The organism is Streptomyces sp. HUAS TT11 (assembly GCF_051553595.1).
In the GTDB taxonomy this organism is placed as follows: Bacteria; Actinomycetota; Actinomycetes; order Streptomycetales; family Streptomycetaceae; genus Streptomyces.
Window position 1 is genome coordinate 552477 of record NZ_CP196184.1, and the last position, 18054, is coordinate 570530.

General features: G+C 69.1%; 14 protein-coding genes. 8 read left to right on the forward strand and 6 right to left on the reverse strand.

Annotated features, from left to right (window positions below; genetic code table 11):
* Positions 1 to 26 precede the first annotated feature (26 nt).
* From ACSHXN_RS02755 to ACSHXN_RS02775, 5 genes are all read right to left on the reverse strand, one after another.
* Positions 27 to 995 (reverse strand): PfkB family carbohydrate kinase, encoded by a 969-nt coding sequence (locus tag ACSHXN_RS02755; protein WP_438302563.1) that lies wholly within the window; start codon positions 993 to 995, stop codon positions 27 to 29.
* A complete protein-coding gene (locus ACSHXN_RS02760) occupies positions 992 to 2470 on the reverse strand; it encodes a purine-cytosine permease family protein (protein ID WP_438302564.1) in 1479 nt (492 codons plus the stop codon). The genes ACSHXN_RS02755 and ACSHXN_RS02760 overlap by 4 nt, the downstream gene beginning before the upstream one ends.
* A 110-nt stretch (positions 2471 to 2580) precedes the next feature.
* Complete coding sequence (locus ACSHXN_RS02765) at positions 2581 to 3573, reverse strand: ADP-ribosylglycohydrolase family protein (RefSeq protein WP_355140196.1); 993 nt, start codon at positions 3571 to 3573, stop codon at positions 2581 to 2583.
* On the reverse strand, positions 3570 to 4289 hold the full coding sequence (locus tag ACSHXN_RS02770; protein WP_356293942.1) for a GntR family transcriptional regulator: 720 nt from the start codon (positions 4287 to 4289) through the stop codon (positions 3570 to 3572). The genes ACSHXN_RS02765 and ACSHXN_RS02770 overlap by 4 nt, the downstream gene beginning before the upstream one ends.
* A gap of 375 nt (positions 4290 to 4664) precedes the next feature.
* Positions 4665 to 5789 (reverse strand): hypothetical protein, encoded by a 1125-nt coding sequence (locus ACSHXN_RS02775; RefSeq protein WP_438306553.1) that lies wholly within the window; start codon positions 5787 to 5789, stop codon positions 4665 to 4667.
* Here ACSHXN_RS02775 and ACSHXN_RS02780 point away from each other — a divergent pair.
* Entirely contained in the window at positions 5788 to 6555 is a 768-nt protein-coding gene (locus tag ACSHXN_RS02780) for a 2-phosphosulfolactate phosphatase (protein ID WP_438306416.1), read from the forward strand. The two genes, ACSHXN_RS02775 and ACSHXN_RS02780, sit on opposite strands and share 2 nt — an antisense overlap.
* Before the next feature lie 250 nt (positions 6556 to 6805).
* Complete coding sequence (locus ACSHXN_RS02785) at positions 6806 to 7570, forward strand: alpha/beta hydrolase (protein WP_355140200.1); 765 nt, start codon at positions 6806 to 6808, stop codon at positions 7568 to 7570.
* A 233-nt stretch (positions 7571 to 7803) separates the two neighbouring features.
* On the opposite strand, the gene ACSHXN_RS02790 is transcribed toward ACSHXN_RS02785, so the two are convergent.
* Positions 7804 to 10419, reverse strand: a complete 2616-nt coding sequence (locus tag ACSHXN_RS02790) for a PA14 domain-containing protein (RefSeq protein WP_438302565.1) — start codon at positions 10417 to 10419, stop codon at positions 7804 to 7806.
* A 157-nt stretch (positions 10420 to 10576) separates the two neighbouring features.
* Here ACSHXN_RS02790 and ACSHXN_RS02795 point away from each other — a divergent pair, with 157 nt between their 5' ends.
* From ACSHXN_RS02795 to ACSHXN_RS02820, 6 genes are all read left to right on the forward strand, one after another.
* The gene (locus tag ACSHXN_RS02795; protein WP_438302566.1) at positions 10577 to 11590 is read left to right on the forward strand and encodes a LacI family DNA-binding transcriptional regulator; all 1014 of its coding nucleotides are present in this window, start codon (positions 10577 to 10579) and stop codon (positions 11588 to 11590) included.
* 164 nt (positions 11591 to 11754) lie between these two features.
* Positions 11755 to 12852, forward strand: coding sequence for an ABC transporter substrate-binding protein (locus ACSHXN_RS02800; protein ID WP_355140203.1), 1098 nt, complete (start codon positions 11755 to 11757; stop codon positions 12850 to 12852).
* A gap of 1 nt (position 12853) precedes the next feature.
* Complete coding sequence (locus ACSHXN_RS02805) at positions 12854 to 14371, forward strand: sugar ABC transporter ATP-binding protein (RefSeq protein WP_438302567.1); 1518 nt, start codon at positions 12854 to 12856, stop codon at positions 14369 to 14371.
* A complete protein-coding gene (locus ACSHXN_RS02810) occupies positions 14364 to 15326 on the forward strand; it encodes an ABC transporter permease (protein WP_356112578.1) in 963 nt (320 codons plus the stop codon). Before ACSHXN_RS02805 ends, ACSHXN_RS02810 begins: the two co-directional genes overlap by 8 nt.
* Entirely contained in the window at positions 15323 to 16360 is a 1038-nt protein-coding gene (locus tag ACSHXN_RS02815) for an ABC transporter permease (RefSeq protein WP_438302568.1), read from the forward strand. The genes ACSHXN_RS02810 and ACSHXN_RS02815 overlap by 4 nt, the downstream gene beginning before the upstream one ends.
* Before the next feature lie 201 nt (positions 16361 to 16561).
* Positions 16562 to 17962 (forward strand): carboxypeptidase regulatory-like domain-containing protein, encoded by a 1401-nt coding sequence (locus ACSHXN_RS02820; RefSeq protein WP_355140206.1) that lies wholly within the window; start codon positions 16562 to 16564, stop codon positions 17960 to 17962.
* Positions 17963 to 18054 lie beyond the last annotated feature (92 nt).

An 18054-nucleotide genomic window follows, 5' to 3' on the forward strand; every position in this document is an offset into this window, starting at 1 on the left:
CGCGCCCTTCCGAAGCAGCGCAGCTCTCAGTGACCTCCGTCGCCGAACAGCCGTTCCGCCAGGGGATGTTCACCGAGGAACTCCTCCAGTGCGGCCCGGTCCGGTGCGGTGGCGGGTCCGCGGCGGCCCACCGCGTAAGCCGCCGCGGCATTCGCGCCATGTGCCGCCGTCAGCGGATTGTGCCCCTGGCTGAGCAGGGCCAGGAAGGCACCGACGTGTGCGTCGCCCGCGCCGTTGCTGTCGATCGCATCCACCGGGAACCCCGGTACATGCGTCGCAGTCCGCCCGGGAGCCGCCAGCCAGCAGCCGTCCTTGTCCGCCCGTACGATCACACCCGCGCCCGGCGCCAGTCGTTGCCGCAGCGCTTCGGCCGCCGATCGCGGGTCCTTGTGCCCGGTCATCAGGCGCGCCTCGCGTGCGTTGGCGCTCAGCCAGTCGGTGCGGGCGAGGACCGGCTCGAGAACGGACTCCGGGATGTCGGCGACCAGGGGCGCGGGGTCGAGGCAGACGGTGATGTCGGCCGGGAGTCCGGCGGTGAGGCCGGACAGCAGCGGACCGTTGCCCGGCATCACCAGTCCGTAGCCGGAGAGTTGCACCAGATCACCGGGACGCAGCCGCGCGGCGACCGTGTCGACGTCCGATGGCGTCAGTGTCGCTTCGACCCCGAAGCTGGTGACGAAGGTGCGCTCGCCACCGCCGTCGATCAGGGCCACGGTGAAGCCGGTGTCACCCTCGGCGCGGGCGGGCAGCAGCGTTGCGATGTCCTCGGCCGCGAGCGCCTCGCGTACGAGGTCGCCGTGCGGCCCTGTGCCGTGCAGACCGGCGAAGGCCACCTCGGTGCCCAGGCGACGGGCCGCGACCAGGGTGTTGAATCCGCCCCCGACGGTCGTTTCGCTACGGGTGCCGATGACGTCTCCGCCGCGTTCGGGCAGCGTGGGGACCTCGATCACCAGGTCGGCGATGACATTCCCGGCGAGTACCAGGCGGCTGCTCATCGTCCGGCCCGCTCAAGAGCGGGGGACGTGGATCCGTCGGCACTGCCGGCGGCCGAGCCGGTGCGGCGCCCGAACAGCGCGTAGATCAAGCCGCCGACGACCATGGAGATGGCCCAGCCGAGGCCGTTCACACCGAACCAGGTGTCGGAGAGCGGGCCCGCGAACCAGACATCGGTCGTGCTCGTCGAAGCCTTGGTGAAGAGCAGGCCGGCCACGATGGCGACGGCCCAGCCGAGCACGGCGGGCAGCCGGAACCCGCCCGAGTACCAGTACCGGCTGGTGCGGGTGGTGTCCATCAGCGCCTCGGAGTCGTATGTGCGCCCGCGCAGTGAGTCCACCGCGATCACTCCGATCCACGCCGAGATGGGTACGGCCAGAAGGGTCAGGAAGGTCGAGAAGGGACCGTAGAAGTCGTCGGCGATCAGCATGAGGTAGATGCCCCCGGCGAACATCACCACCACGTCGAGGGCGACTGCGGCGGCGCGGGGCACCCGCAGACCCAGGGTGATCATCGTCAGCCCGGCGGAGTAGGTGGAGAGGTGGTTCGACATCAGCAGCCCGCCGAAGGCCGCGACGAGATAGGGGATCGCCATCCAGGAGGGCAGCATCGCGTTGATGGCGGCGACCGGGTCGGAGGCGGTGGCGAGCGTGGGGTCGCCCGCCGACAGCAGCGAGCCGAGCGAGATCAGCAGCACGAGCGGGATGCCCGCACCGAACGCCGAGGCCGTGATCAGCCGTCGGCCTGGAATCGTGCGGGGCAGGTAGCGGGCGTAGTCCGCACCGGCGTTGGCCCAGCCGATGCCGGTACCCGCGGCGACGAAGCCGACCCCCGCGATCACTCCGCTGGACGGCCCCGCTGCGGCGTCGAGAACCTTGGACCAGTCGACGGTAGCCACCAGGAAGCCCATCACGACGAGGTTGAGCACACCGAAGACGACCGTGGCCCACTTGTTGATCCACATGATGGTGGCGTGGCCGAGTCCGCTGATCAACAGCGTGCAGACGATGAAGACCAGCAGACACACGAGCGTGAGCACGGTGTTCTGGCCGACCCCGAACGCGGTGTTCAACAGCGCCAGCAGCGCGTATGCCGCGGTGGTGGTGCTGATCGTCTCCCAGCCGACCCGGCTCAGCCAGGTGATCAGGGTCGGTCCCGCGTTGCCCCTCTGTCCGAACACCGCGCGGGAAAGGGTGAGTGCCGGCGCACCGCCCTTCTTGCCCGCCAGGCTCAGGGCTCCCACCAGCGTGAACGAACCGAAGGCACCGACGACGGCGACGAGGAGCGCCTGCCAGATGTTCAGTCCGCGGAAGGCGACGAGGGTAGCGCCGAGCGGGAGGCCGAGGATGCTGATGTTGGCGGCGAACCAGGTCCAGAACATCTGGCTCGCCTGGCCGTGCCGCTCGTGGTCGGGGACCGGTTCGATCCCTCTTGTCTCGATGGCACCGACGCGATCGTTCGTCTTCGAAACGGCCATGACGGAACCTCCTTGCAGGATGCGGAGAGGACGGGTAGTGAGAGAAGCGGGTGTGCCGAAAGGAGCGGCCGGACCGGGGTTTCCGACCCGGCGACGGGTGTGCGGGCGGCTCAGCGGAGCGTGAGCAGCCGGGCGGTCAGAGGTTCCAGTTCGAGGGAGTTGACGGTGCGAAGCGTCCGGACGGCTTCGGGGGGCAGCCCCGAGAGTCCGGTGACGGACCCGGCGACCGCTCCGGCGATCGCGCCGATGGTGTCGCTGTCGCCGCCGAGGTTGGAGGCGAGCAGGGCAGCACGCCAGGGATCGCCGCCGGCCACGGCGAGTACGGCGAACGCGGCGGGCACCGACTCCTGGCTTGCGACGCTGGTGCCGACGAGCGCGACGATCCGGTCCAGGGCCTCGGCCTCAGGGAGATCAAGGGCCAGGTCCCACGCCCACCCGATGCGGGACGCGATGTCGGCGCCGGCGACCCAGTGCCCGCGCCGTGCCCCGGCCCGGGCGGCCGCCACCGCGGACGCCACCGCCTCGTCCAGCGATCCGCCGCCGACACCTGTGCTGACTGCGGCCGCGACGGCAGCCGCGCCCGCGATGCCGATGCCCGTGTCATGGGTGACTTGGCAGGACTCCACAACGTGGTCCAGGAAGGTGTCCAGCGGGTCGACGGCGAACGCGATCCCGACCGGTGTGACGCGCATGGCGGCACCGTTGGTGGTGCCGTGCTTGCCCGCCTCCTGCGTCGGGACGCCACGGGCGACCGCGTCCAGGGCGGCCTTGGTGGAAGGGCCGAGGAGGTCGAAGGAACCTTTGGCCTTCATCTCCTTCTCCCAGTCCAGCAGCTCATGGGCGAGGCGCAGGGGGTCGATCCTGCCGCGGCCCTCGTCGAGCAGTCGGCCGACGATGACGGCCTGGTCGGTGTCGTCGGTGACGGACCCGGCCGGCATACCGGCGCTGACCGGGTTGTCGGGTCGGGCCGACTCGAAGCCGGTGAGGGTGCCGTAGACCCGGACGACCTCCTCACGGGACATCACCTGTGTGGGCATGCCGAGAGCGTCGCCGAGGGCGAGCCCGTAGTAGGCGCCGAGGGCGCGGTCGAGTCGGTCGGTCACAGCCGGCCCCCTCGGCCCGAGCTCACGTGGAGTTCGAATCGGGCGGGGTCGAGGAGACTGGTGACCTGTTCGACGACCGAGCCGTCGCCGGCCCGGTACACCTGGGTGAGCCGCAGGAAGGACTCCCCGGGCGAGCGGTGCAGTACGGCGGCCTCCGCGGCGTCGAGCCCGCGGACCGACACCCGGCCGTCGCCGGAGTCGGCGATTCGGCCCGCGGCGACCAGCGCGCGGCTGAGCGAGCCGCCGTCGAGGCCTCGTTCGGGCAGCCCGGCCAGTTCCTCCGTGACCGGGACCCTGCTGTGCTCGAGGGATACGCCCTGCCCGTCGGCGAGCCGCCTGACCCGGTCCAGGGCGATGAACGCACTGGCCGAGAGTTCCAGTTCGGCGGCCAGCTCCTCGTCGGTCACCTCTTCGAAGCGGAGCGTCTCGGTCGTGAGCTCAGTGCCCTGCTCGGCCAGCGCCCGGGTCCAGCCGAGACGGTTGTCGAGGGGTGTTCCGTCGAAGGTGACGAAGGAGCCGATTCCGGCGTGTGTGGAGATGAGTCCTTCCTCGCCGAGAACCTGAAGTGCTTGCCGCAGGGTGGTGCGGCTGACGCCGAACCGCCGGGTGAGCGTGTACTCCCCCGGCAGTCTGCTGCCGTCGGCGTGCACCCCGGCTCTGATCTCGTCGGCGAGAACACGGGCGATGCGATGATGCTTGTGTACCTGTCCAGGCATGTCTAGACAATACAGGTGACTGTTGCCCTGGTCTACCGGTGCACGTGAATCTTCTTCCCGGGCGCAGGAGGCGCCTGTGTCACGGCGGGCCCTGACACCTGGGGCGGGGAGGTCGGGCCGGCCCACTCCCTTACCTCACCCCCGACCGCCGTCCCCGGACCGTACGGCGCCCACCCGACACCCGACACCTGCACGCCGCACGCCGCACGCCGATGATCAATCCGCTTGGTGCCGACGACCACCCGCGCCGCTGCAGCTCCAAGGCCAGGGTCGATCGCGAAAACGCCCGTCGCGCCTGGTGCGCCGATCCACTGTCGCGGCCGAGTCACCCCTACGGTACGAGGGGACCCCTGTGGTGGTGGTCAGTTTTGGTGGTCAGTCCACCTCCGCCTCGGCAACCAGCTGTTCGAGCGTCGCGCGCAGCTCGGCCTGCTCGCCCGGGGTGGGGTCCGCCGGTTCGTGCGGCACCAGCGCAGCGGGCTGTACCACGGGCACGGTGCCCTGCGGACCCGGCACGGCCGCGGCGCGGGCAAGAAGCGCGACACTGCCGGTCGGCAGGATGGCGAGACCGTCGACGAGCTGCCGCAGTGCGGCCCCGAGCGGCCGCTGCGGGAAGGGGAAGTCGGCCGGGAGCAGCCCTGCCTGATGCGTGTGGTCGTCACCACGGAACTCAAAGTCCCAGTTCTCCCAGCCCGGCAAGGGCCAGTCGTGGACGCCGACCGCGGTCTGCACCGCCCAGAGCGAGACGCTTCGGGCTTGCGGATCGAAGTGGATGCCGCCGTACGGCATGTCCGCGAGCGGAGGGGTGGCCGGTGACGCGACGATCAGGTCGATCAGGCCGGGGCTGTTGGTGAGGTGCTCGATGGGCTCCCGACCGCTGCCCCATGCGCGAACGCTTCCGTCGGACAGACGGACGGAGACGGCGGACCAGGGTTCCGAATCCTCGGGGTCCGCGTACCAGGACGGCTCGAAGGTCTCGAACCAGCCGGGCGACCGGGTCAGATCCCTGCCGAGACCCAGGTGATGGGTCAGATCACCCATGCCGTCGTGAGCGAAACGCACGTCCCAGCCCGGCCATGTGCGGGCGAGTACGGCGCGGGCCGCGACATGGTCCGCCCAGCTGTCCGCGAAGGCGAACCAGAGGAGGGTCCGGCGGTCGTGGTCGACGAGTGCGGCGCCCTCGCACCACACGTCGTCGAGCCATTCGTCGATCTCCCGATCGGCGCGGAAGCAGCGTGTCGCCGCGGCCGGACCGGGCAGCAGATCGTCCACCACCCGGTTGGCGGCCCAGTGCGAGAAGTACCGCTTCCAGGTGCCGTTCTCGACCACCACGTACTGCGCTCGTGCTCCCATGGCCGGCGAGGTCAACGTCGCCGAGCCACGGGCGACGAACGCATTTGCGGCGACGAGCCCCGCTCGTCGAGGATGGCCGACGGCCAGGCCCGCGAACACCGGACAGCCCTCCCGGCCGGCCCAACCGATGCCAGACTCGACCACCATGAGCGACTGGTTCCTGCAGCAGGGGTACGGAGTCCGATTCGAGTGGGGTCCCACCGGTGCCCAGCAGTTGGCGTCGGAGGCCGCGTGCCTGGTGGTGGTCGACGTGCTGTCGTTCACGACATCGGTGACCGTCGCTGTGGAGGCGGGAACCCAGGTCTTTCCCTATGCCTGGCGTGACGAGACGGCGGCCGACTTTGCCCGGAGCAAGACAGCGGCGCTGGCAGTGGGACGGCGAGCAGCCACTTCGACCTCACCGTGGTCGCTGTCTCCGGCAGCATTGCGGCAAGCACCGTTCACCCCCCGACTCGTGCTCCCCTCACCCAACGGATCCGCCATCGCCGCGGCGGCAGGCGATTCACCGATGGTGGCGGGCTGCCTGCGGAACGCCACAGCTGTCGGGCGATGGCTGACCCTGCACGGCTACGGGACCGTGGAACGTCCGCTCGCGGTGATCGCTGCTGGTGAGCGGTGGCCGGACGGAGGCCTGCGACCTGCGCTGGAGGACTTGCTGGGCGCCGGGGCGATCATCGCCGAACTGACGTCGCAAGGCGTTGGCCCGCTGTCCCCCGAGGCGGCTGCCGCACGAGCTTGCTTCGCCCACACGCCCGACGTCGCCGGTGCTGTGGCTGCCTCTTCCTCCGGCATCGAAGTGGCTCGCGGCGGATTCCCCGACGATGTGGTGATCGCAACCGAGCTCAACGCGAGCGCAATCGTGCCCGTCCTCACCGACGGCGCCTTCAACCATGCCACCGGTACGGGGTCGTAGCCGATCATGTGAAGTCTCGGCGGCACCTGGCACGGGTTCGCCGGCACAAGTGCGCTTGGGAGGGGAAAGAGTTGGACGGAACGCGGATCGGGCTTGTAGCGTCCTGGGTACCGTGACAGGACGCGAGGAGGTGAGACCCATGAACGCTGTATCGACGTGGGTGCTCCCGCTTTTCGTCACGGCCGGGCGATCGACATAGCTGTCGCCGGGAGCGCCTCCACACAAGGCACTTCCGAAAGGCAACAAACCTATGCATTCCTTGCAGTTCACTGCCGAGTCGTCGTCGAACGGCATGCTCGAGCGCGACTTCACCCTGGGTGAGGTGCCCGGCGTTCTCTGGTCGCCGCTTTCCGGCTCCGATCGTGCGCCTCTGGTACTGATGGGGCACGGCGGCGGAACCCACAAGAAGGCTCCGGCAATGTCGGGCCGTGCACACCGTCTCGTGACCGGCTGCGGCTTTCACGTCGCGGTCATCGACGCACCCGGTCACGGTGACCGGCCGCGCACGGCGCACGACGAGCAGGAGATCGCCGCCCTGTACCGGGCGAGGGCCGCGGGGGAACCCGAGGGTCCGATCGTGGTCCGCTACAACGCGCATCTGGCGGAACTCGCGGTGCCCGAGTGGCGGGCGACCCTGGACGCCCTTCAGGAGCTTCCGGAGATCGGTGCCGAGGGGCCGGTCGGCTACTTCGGCATCAATATGGGCACCGCGATCGGGGTGCCCCTGGTGGCGGTCGAACCCAGGATCACGGCTGCGGTCTTCGGTCAGCACTGGCCCGATGTACTCGCCGAGAAGGCCGAGCAGATCACCATCCCGATCGAGTTCGACATGCAGTGGGACGACGAACACATCCCGCGCGAGGCGGGTCTGGCGCTGTTCGACGCGTTCGCCTCGAAGGAGAAGACGTTGCACGCCAACGCGGGCAGCCACAAGGAGTTGCCCCGGTTCGAGGCCGACAGCGCGGTCCGGTTCTTCGCCCGGCACTTCGGCCGAACGGTCGCCTCGCCGGCCTGACGTGAGCTGTCGCGGCGTCCGGCCTTCCGGCCGGGCGTCGCAACGGCGGCGCCGAGTTCGTAAGGAGCTGCCTGTTCCTCCACCGATGGTGCCTGCTGCGTCAGCAGGCACCATCGGCTCCCGTCGGTCCGCCCGCACCCCGAAGGTGCAGGCGCGGGCGGACCGGCTCAGGGACGGTTACGGACGGCGGCGGTCTGCCCTCCGACTCGGCGTCGGAAAGCTGCGCCAGGCTCTCAGGCGCATCCCGCCGGTACCGGCCGTGACGCATCGTCGATCAGGGCGCTCTGGGCCGTCTTCAACCGTGCCACATCGGGTTTGACCACCTTGCGGTCGTACGTCATCAGGCCGTTGAGCTCGCCCTCGACGTCCGAGATCTGTGTGTAGACCGCGCCGTTGCCGCCCCGGCACGCGAGCGCGTGGACTTCGGTCAGTTTCTGCAGGTAGTCGTCCGTGTAGGTCGTGGGGTCGACATCGACGTACGACTGCTGCACCGACCAGGCGTGGCCCGGAATCCCGAGACCCAGGCCCCCGTACTCGCCACTGACCAGGGCCCGTTGGCCGTCCGGGTTCGGTGGCAGGGCCGGGCTCGGATAGCCGTGCTCGTCCATGATGTCGCCGGCTCCGCCGTCGTTGCCGAGATTGAGGCCCGACATGTTGTTGACCAGACGGCTGGGGTCCCAGGACTTGGCCTGCGAGGCGACACGGCCGATGTCGTACTGGCCCCAGCCCTCGTTGAAGACGACCCACATGACGACTGCCGGACTGCTGATGTGTTCGTCGATCATCTCCTTCATCTCGCGCTCGTACTCGGTGCGGGCCGCGGTGGAGGGGTTCACACCCGCCGTCATCGCCGGCATGTCCTGCCACACGAGCAGGCCGAGTCGGTCGGCCCAGTAGAACCACCGGTCGGGTTCCACCTTGATGTGCTTGCGGACGGCGTTGAAGCCCATGTTCTTGTGCATCTTCAGGTCGTAGGCGAGGGCCTCGTCGCTCGGTGCCGTGTACAGGCCGTCCGGCCAGAATCCCTGGTCGAGTGTGGCCATCATGAAGACCGGCTTGCCGTTGAGGACCGTGCGCGGTACGCCGTCGATCTTCTGCACCTCGATGGAGCGCATTCCGAAGTAGCTGCCGACGAGGTCGGCGCCGACGCTCACTCTGAGGTCGTAGAGGAACGGGTGGTCGGGTGACCACAGGCGGGCGTGCGGGATCCGCAGGGTCAGCGGTTGGCCGGTGCGGCCGGTGACCGTGGCCACCTTGTGCTTGCCGTCGTAGGCCGTTGCGGTGACGCTGACGCCGTTGCGTACGCCCTGCGGTTCGACGGTCAACGTGCCGCTGTCGACATGCGGGGTCAGTTTCAGCTGGTCGACGTGGTCCCGCGCCACGGGCTCCAGCCAGACCGTCTGCCAGATTCCGGAGGTCGGGGTGTACCAGATGCCGCTGGGGTCGAGGCGCTGCTTGCCGATCGGCGGGTTCTCGCCGTTCGCGGCGTCCGTCGGGTCGTAGACACCGACGATGAGCTCCTGACTGCGGCCGGGCTTGAGTGCGTCGGTGATATCGGCACTGAACTTGTCGTAGCCACCCTTGTGTTCGGCGACCTTGGTGCCGTTGACATAGACGTCGGCCTGCCAGTCGACGGCGCCGAAGTTCAGTTGCAGCCGCTTGTTGTCACCGATCTTCCAGCCCGGGGGCACCGTGAAGGTGCGGCGGTACCACATCCGGTCCTCGTGCCGTTCTATGCCCGAGAGCTGGGACTCGACGGGGTAGGGGACGAGGATCTGCTCGGCGAGCTTGCGGCCCACGGGCGGATTTTCGCCCTCTGTCGCCGCGGCGAACTGCCAGCTGCCGTTGAGGTTCTGCCAGGCATCGCGTGTGAGCTGCGGGCGCGGGTACTCGCGGTGGGCGTTGGCCGGTGTGACGTCGTCGGCCCATTTGGTGCGCAGTTCGTAGGTGGAACGGTTGGCGCCGCTGCTCCAGAACGCGCCGATCGCCTTGCCGTTCTTGTCGGTCAGCCCGCCTTGGCCGTCGTAGCGGACGTCTGCGAGTCCCGGCGCGGTGCCGGTCTTGTTGCCGACGACGGGTTCCTTCAGGGAGACGAGCAGGGACTTGGGGTCGGTCGGGTCGAGTCGGGCGGCGCCCAGTGGCCAGGTGGCGCCGCCGATCACCGCGTCGAGATGGTTGATGAGCGCGGTGGGCGGGGCGTTCAGCGCCTGTGCGAAGTCGAGTTGGAGGGTTCGGCCGTCACGCTGGACGGTGGTGGCGATGGCGCCGTCGTAGTCGTATCCCTCCGGCAGGAGGAACGCCGACTGCGGGATCGCGGTCTTGGTCCCGCTCGGCGGGGTCCAGCGCACGTGGAGGTTGGATCCCCCGTAGTGCTCGAAGTACTCGACCTTGATGTCGTACGCCTTGCCTGCGGTCAACTCGACAGGTTCGCCGCTCTGTTCGCGGTCCCAGTCGTCGACCCAGTGGTCGATCACGAGACGGCCGTCGACCCAGAGCCGGAATCCGTTGTCTCCGATGATCGAGAAGGTGGTGGGGCCTGTCTTCTCGGGCACGATGCGCCCGGTCCAGCGGACGCTGACGTCGTCCGACTGCCCGGTGGCCGAGTTCAGACGGGACTCCAGGGACCCGAAGTCGAGCTGCGGGTCGAATCCGGTGGCCTTGAGCTGGGCGAAGTCGAAGGCTCCGGGGGCGGATTGGGTGTAGTACTCGCCTTTGAGGCCGTGGACTTCGACAGGATCGTCCACGGGTGTGGCGGCTGACGTGGCGGTCGGTGTCGCGGCCAGCCCGGCAATGCTCAGGGCATCCGCGAGCAGTAAAGTCAGACGGCGTCCGACTGGTCTGATGCGCACGGATCCTCCTTGACTGAGGAAGGGTGGCGGCTCACTGCTTCAGTCTGTACAACGTTGGAAGCATGGCAGTTGGCATGAGAGCACGGCTCCCGGCCGCTGTCCAGGGTCATGACAATGCTCCGACGTCAGGAGCTCCCATCGATGCCGAGGAGATCCCTTGCGGGTCAGCCTGAAGGACGTGGCCGAAAAAGCCGGCGTCTCGATCAAGACCGTGTCCAACGTCGTGAACAACTATCCGCACGTCACGCCGACGATGCGGGCCCGCGTCCAGCAGGCCATCGACGAACTGGGCTATCGGCCGAACCTCACCGCTCGGCACCTGCGCAAGGGCCGCACGGGCATCATCGCACTCGCCGTCCCCGAACTCGGCAACCCGTATTTCGCCGAACTGGCCGGAGCGGTGATCGACGCGGCCGCCGAACACGATTTCACGGTCCTGCTCGACCACACCCGTGGCCGGCGCGAGCAGGAGGTACTCGTCAGCCAGGGCTTCCGGGCCCGGGTGATCGACGGGCTCATCCTCAGCCCTCTGGAGCTGGAGGCCGAGGACCTGCAGGGCCGGCCGGACGACGTGCCCCTGGTCCTGCTCGGCGAGCGGGAGTACGACACTCCGCACGACCACATCGCCATCGACAACGTGGCCGCCGCGCGTACCGCCGTACGCCATCTGCTCAGCCGCGGTCGCACCCGCATCGCCTACCTCGGCGCCCGCACGGACTCCGCGAACCGTCCGGCCCACCTGCGACTCCTCGGCTGGCGCGAGGAGCTGACGGCGGCGGGGGTGCCGGCACCGGACGAGCTGGTGGTACCGGTCGGCGGCTGGGACCGGGACGACGGCGCGCGGGCCATGGCCAGGCTGCTCGACGCCGGCGTGCGGCCCGACGCCGTGTTCGCGTTCAACGACCTGATCGCGATCGGGGCGATGCGGGTGCTGCACGAGCGTGGGCTGCGGGTGCCGTGGGACATCGCCGTGGCGGGATTCGACGACATCGCCGAGAGCCGCTTCGGCGCCGTGTCGCTGACCACCGTCTCGCCGGACAAACAGGCCATCGCGCGCATGGCGGTGGCGTCGCTGCTGCGCAGTCTGTCGGGGCGCAGCGAGCCGGGCGGACGTGAACTGATCGCGGAATTCCGGCTGGTGGAGCGGGAGAGCACCCTCGGTCGCCGCTGACGGCCGCCCGTTCCGTTCGGCCGAGATTTCGGACGGCAGGGTTTACAGGCTCCTTCCAACGATGTAAAAACCTCCTCTGAACGACGTGCACGCCGAGTTGACCGCACGAGCCGTCCTTCCCCGTGAGCGCTCCGAGCGCCGGGGCCACGCCGTTTGGGGTACTCATGAAGCACATCGCACCACTGCGTCGCGCCTCCGTACGGACACTGCTCGCCACCGGCCTTGTCACCGGTCTGGCGCTCACCGCCGGATGCGCCAAGTCCGAAGACAGCTCCGGCAACGACAAGGCTTCCGTCCAGCAGGAGGATCCCGGCCAGGTCGTCGCCTCGCCCAGCGGCGGTTCCGGGCCGAGCTGCACGATCGACTCCTACGGTGGCTCGAAGGTGGACCTGAAGTCCGCCACGGTCGGCTTCTCCCAGTCCGAGAAGGAAGCCAACCCCTTCCGTATCGCGGAGACGGCGTCCATCAAGGCCGAGGCCCGGAAGCGAGGCGTCAAGCTCCTGACGTCCAACGCGCAGTCGCAGTTCTCCAAGCAGATCAGCGACGTGCAGGACCTCATCGCCAAGGGTGCCGACCTGCTGGTCATCGCCCCGCTCAACTCCGACGGCTGGGAGCCGGTGCTGCGCACCGCCTCGGCCGAGCACATCCCCATCGTGACGATCGACCGCAAGATCAACGCCGCCGCCTGCAAGGACTATGTGAGCTTCATCGGCTCCGACTTCGTCGAACAGGGCCGGCGCGCCGCCGACCGGATGATCGAGGCGACCGGCGGCAAGGGAGAGGTCGCCATCCTGCTCGGCGCCGCGGGCAACAACGTCACCACCGAACGCACCAAGGGCTTCGAGGACCGCATCAAGGAGAAGGCGCCCGGGCTCAAGATCGTCTTCCGGCAGACGGGCGACTTCGCGCGCGAGAAGGGCCAGTCCGTCACGGAGAACCTGATCCAGTCCAAGCCGGGGATCAAGGGCATCTACGCCGAGAACGACGAGATGGGACTGGGCGCCGTCAATGCCCTCAAGGGCGCCGGCAAGAAGCCCGGTGACGTGAAGATCGTGACGATCGACGGAACCCGCAACGCCGTTCAGGGCATCGTGGACGGCTGGATCGACGGCGTCATCGAGTCCAACCCGCGTTTCGGGCCGCTGGCATTCCAGACGCTGGACACCTTCACCCAGGGTCAGGAAGTGGCCCAGGACATCGTCATCCAGGACAGTTCCTACACCGAGAGCAACGCGAAGGCCGACCTGGGCAAGGCCTACTGAGATGCTCACGGTCACCGGACTGTGCAAATCCTTCCCCGGCGTGCGGGCGCTGTCCGATGCGGACTTCGCCGCACGCGCCGGGGAGGTGCACGCCTTGGTCGGCGAGAACGGCGCCGGGAAGTCGACACTGATCAAAGTCCTCACCGGGGTGTACGAGCCCGACGCCGGCGAGGTGACATACGACGGCGCCCCTGTCCGCTTCACCACTCCCCTGCAGGCTCAGCAGGCGGGCATCTCCACCATCTACCAGGAGGTCAATCTCGTCCCGCTGATGAGTGTGGCCCGCAACCTCCTGCTCGGCCGTGAGCCACGCGGTCGGCTGCGCCTGATCGACTTCCGCCGTATGCACCGGGAGGCGGACGAGACCTTGCGCAGCCTCGGCATCCGGGTCGACGTACGCCGCCCCCTGCGTGAACTGAGTGTCGGCGCCCAGCAGATGGTCGCGCTCGCCCGGGCCGTGGCGGTCGACGCCCGAGTCGTGATCATGGACGAACCCACCTCGTCGTTGGAGCCCCGCGAGGTGAGCACGCTGTTCGAGGTGATACGCACGCTGCGCGAGCGCGGCATCGCAGTCGTCTACGTCAGTCACCGCATGGAGGAACTCTACGAGATCTGCGACTCGGTCACCGTCCTGCGCGACGGGGCGGTGGTGCACACCGGGCGGCTCGCCGACCTCGACCGGCTGCATCTGGTGTCGCTGATGCTCGGACGGGAGATCGGCGAGGTCCGCCGAGAGGGCCTGACGAAGTTCACCGGGTCCCATGACGCCGCGGCCGAACCGGTGCTCCAGGCAGAGGGGCTGACGGTTCGTCATCGACTGCGTGATGTGTCCCTGTCCCTGCGTCCCGGAGAGGTGGTCGGACTCGGCGGTCTGCTCGGCTCAGGGCGCAGCGAGACCGCCAGGGCCATCGCGGGCGCTCTGCCGGTCGACGGCGGCCGGGTCGTGGTGGACGGTGCACCGGTACGCGCGGGCTCCACCCCGGCGGCGATCCGGGCCGGGATCAGCCTGCTGCCCGAGGATCGCAAGACCGAAGGCATCGTGCCGGGACTGTCGGTGCGGGAGAACATCGCACTCGCGGCGCTGCCGGGCCTGTCGCGCTTCGGCCTGGTCGACGACGCCCGGATCGACCGTATCGTCGACACCTTCATGAAACGGCTGCGTATCAAGGCCTCGAGTCCCCATCAGAGGGTCGGCGAACTGTCCGGCGGCAACCAGCAGAAGGTGCTCCTTGCCCGCTGGCTCGCCCTGCACCCCAAGGTCCTGCTGCTGGACGAGCCCACACGCGGAATCGACGTGGGCGCCAAGGCGGAAGTACAGGCTCTCGTCGACGAACTCGCCGACGAGGGCCTGGCCGTCCTGCTGATCTCCTCCGACACCGAGGAACTGATCGAGGGCAGCGACCGTGTGGTCGTCCTCAAGGACGGTGCCGTGGTGCGCGAACTCACCGGAGACGCCGTCACCGAGGACGAACTGATGCGGGCGATCGCCGACGTACCCGAGGGAGGGCCTCATGGCTGACGTCAGCCTCGCCCGTGTCACAGTGGACCGCGACCGGGCGCTGCGCCTCCTGCAGAACTACGGTGTGTACGGCGGAGTCATGGTCCTGCTGGTCTTCAACTTCGCCTTCACCCCGCACTTCGCCTCCGGCGAGAACTTCCGCACCCAGGCCGTGCAGGTCGCCCCCGTGCTGATCGTCGCCCTCGGGATGGCCCTCGCGATCGGCACCGAGGGCGTCGACCTGTCGGTCGGTTCGGTCATGGCCCTGTCCACGTCGCTGCTGTCGCTCTACCTCGGTTACGGGCCCTGGGTCGCCACGCTGATCGCCGTCGTCGGCGGCATCCTGGTCGGCGCGGCCAACGGGGCGCTCATCGCGTTCGTGGGCGTGCAGCCCATCGTCGCCACACTCGCGTTGATGGTCGGCGCCCGTGGTGTCGCCCTGGTCCTGCTCCCCCAGCTCAAGGACGTGCGCAATCCCGGTATGGCCTCCCTCGGCTCCGGTGACGTGCTCGGCGTCCCGTATCTGGTGTTGATCGCCGCCGCGCTGGCACTGCTCGTGGTGTTCGTCGTCAAACGCTCCACGTTCGGCCGCCGTCTGCTGGCCATCGGGGACAGCCGGCCGGCCGCACGTCTCGCGGGACTGCCCGTGCGGGGGGTTCTGATCGTGGTCTACGTGTGTTCGGGCGCTCTGGCGGCGGTCGCGGGCGTGCTCGCCACCGCACGTCTCACCGCGAGCGATCCCACCTCACTGGGCACGCTGATGGAACTGTCCGCCATCACCGCGGTGGTGGTCGGAGGCACTCCGCTCAGCGGCGGTCGGGTCCGCATCGGCGGAACTGTCGCGGGCGCCGTACTGATCCAGCTGCTCACCACCACGCTCATCAAGCACGACCTGCCGCCGTCATGGACGCAGATCGCGCAGGCCGTCGTGATCGTCGGTGCCGTCTACGCAGCACGCGAGCGAGGGAAGCGATGACCATCGACACCGGGGAAGCCACCATGGGAACCGAAGCCGCCCTCGCCGCCACCGCCGACGACGTCCCGCCGGGTACGACCGGATCCGAGCGCATGAGCGCGCTCGCCCAGCAGCACGGCGCTCTGGTCACCCTCGTGATCGCCATGATCATCGCCTCCCTCGCCTTCGACACCTTCCTGACCGGCGACAACCTGGAGAACATGGCGCTGTCGTCGGCGTTCCTCGCCGTCGTCGCCCTCGGCATGACCTTCGTGATCGTCACCGGCGGCATCGACCTGTCCGTCGGCTCGCTGTTCGCTCTGGGCGGCGTCCTCGCCGCTTGGGGTTCGCAGTACGGGACCGCGGTCGCACTGCTGCTGCCGCTCGCCGTGTGCGGGCTCGTCGGACTGGTGAACGGACTGCTGATCGCGCGCTCCGGACTTGCCCCGTTCATCGTCACCCTCGCCGCCATGCTCGCGGCGCGCGGTGTCCTCCTCGCGCTCACCGACGAGGGGTCACGGACCTACCTCGTGGACAAGGGCTCGTTCTTCGTCGAACTCGGCCAGGGCTCGCTGCTCGGGATCGGGGTGCCGGTCTGGATCACCGTTGCACTGTTCGCGCTGGGTGCCCTTGTTCTCAGGCGGACCCGGTTCGGCCAGTACGTGTACGCGGTCGGCGGCAACGAGGACGCTGCCGCCTTGATGGGCGCGCCCGTGACCCGCACGAAAGTCGCGGTCTACACCGTGTCGGGGCTGTGTGCGGGCCTCGCCGGTTCCCTCAACGCCGCATGGCTCGCCTCCGGCGTGACGATCCTCGGGACGGGCATGGAACTCGAGGCGATCTCGGCCGTCGTCATCGGCGGCACCCTGCTCACCGGCGGCTTCGGCTTCATCAGCGGCTCACTGGTGGGGGTGGCCCTGCTGAAGGTGATCCAGAACGTCATCAACCAGATCGGATCCCTGGACTCCGCCTACCAACAGGTGGTCAGCGGCGCCTTCCTGGCGGTGGTGATCGTTGCCCAGACCTGGCTCGGGCGCCGACAGCGTGTGCTGTGAACCGGACGATCACCTCCAGGGCGCCGGGGCATGACTGCCGTGTACCCATGCCCGAACTCCCGCACCGAGCCGGCGATCCACAGCCAGGTCAGGGCTACTTCACGATTCCGCAGTGGCGCGGTCGCTCGATGTGTGCCATGCCGCGCTCACATCAAGACATGATCGACAGTAACGCCCCATCCCGAACATAGGGTTTGGGGAATGAATCGTTCCCCGAGTGCCCCTCCGCCGGCGCCTGCGACCAGCACGATCAGGCGTCCGCTTCTCGGCCCCAGTTGGTTCGCGGCCGTGATGGGCACGGGCATCGTCGCCGACGCGGCGGTCACCCTGCCGCGGAGTTTCCCCGGGCTGCACACTGCTGCGCTGGTGGTCTGGCTGGCAGCCGCACTCCTGCTGGCCCTGCTGGCTGTCGGCTACCTACGCCAGCGGGCGCTGCGCTTGCACGCCGGTGACCCGGTGATGGCCCAGTTCTTCGGCGCCCCTCCCATGGCACTGCTCACGGTGGGAGCCGGGACGCTGCTGCTCGGCCGCAGGCTGATGGGGCCTGAGGCCGCACTGGACGTGGACTGGGTGTTGTGGTCGCTCGGTACCGTGCTCGGCCTTGTCACGGCGTGCACGGTGCCCTATCTGATGGTCACCCGGCACCGCTTCGCGCCGGACGCGGCGTTCGGAGGCTGGCTGATGCCGGTGGTGCCGCCGATGGTGTCGGCCGCGACAGGCGCATTGCTCGTCCCTCATGCACCGGCAGGGCAGCTGCGGCTGGCGCTGCTGCTGGGGTGCTACGCCATGCTCGGACTCGGCCTTGTCGCGGCACTGCTGGTGCTGGCCATGATCTACGGCCGCCTGGTGCACCATGAAGCACCGACCGGGACGATCGTGCCCACGATATGGATCGGCGCGGGGGCGCTGGGCCAGTCGGTGACCGCGCTCGGCGCACTGGCCGCGGCGGCGCCGAGCGCGCTGCCCGCGCCCTACGCGCGGGGCACCGCGGTGTTCGCGCTGCTGGGCGGGATCGTCGTGTGGGGCTTCACCATGCTGTGGCTTGTGCTGGCCACGGGGCTGACCGTGCGCACGATCCGGGCGGGGTTGCCCTTCGCCCCCACATGGTGGTCGTTCATCTTCCCGGTCGGCGCCTGTGTGACGGCCACCGGCGCCCTGGCGGTGCGGACCGGTTCGGACGTGTTCGCATGGGTGGCCGTGGTCCTCTATGGAGCGCTCGTCATTGCCTGGGTGGTGGTGTCCGGGCAGTCCGTCCGGCACGCGCACAGGCACATGCGGCGTCGGCCCCTCGGCGGGCACGCGCGTCGACGGTCCGTCGAGCCGGAGGAGGCGGCCGGCGGGTCAACCGTGCTCACGGGAACCGTCCGTACCACCACCGGTGGTCGCCCTGTCTCCGATGCCCGTGTCACGCTCCTTGACCCGGCAGGCGATGTCGTCGCCATGACGCTGACCGGCGAGGACGGCTCCTACTCCTTCAGCGATCTCGAAAGCGACCGCTACACCGTCGTCACTGCCGGATACCCGGCGCAGGCCTCTCTCCTCATGCTCGACGGCAGCGGCCGGAACGCGTTCGATCCGACACTGACGCACGAGATGGACTGAGCAACCCTGATTCCTCGGGCGCGTTCAGTGCCCCACGCCCAGTCCGCGGTGATGCCGACGGCAACAACGTCCGAGCAGACGGCCGACGGTGA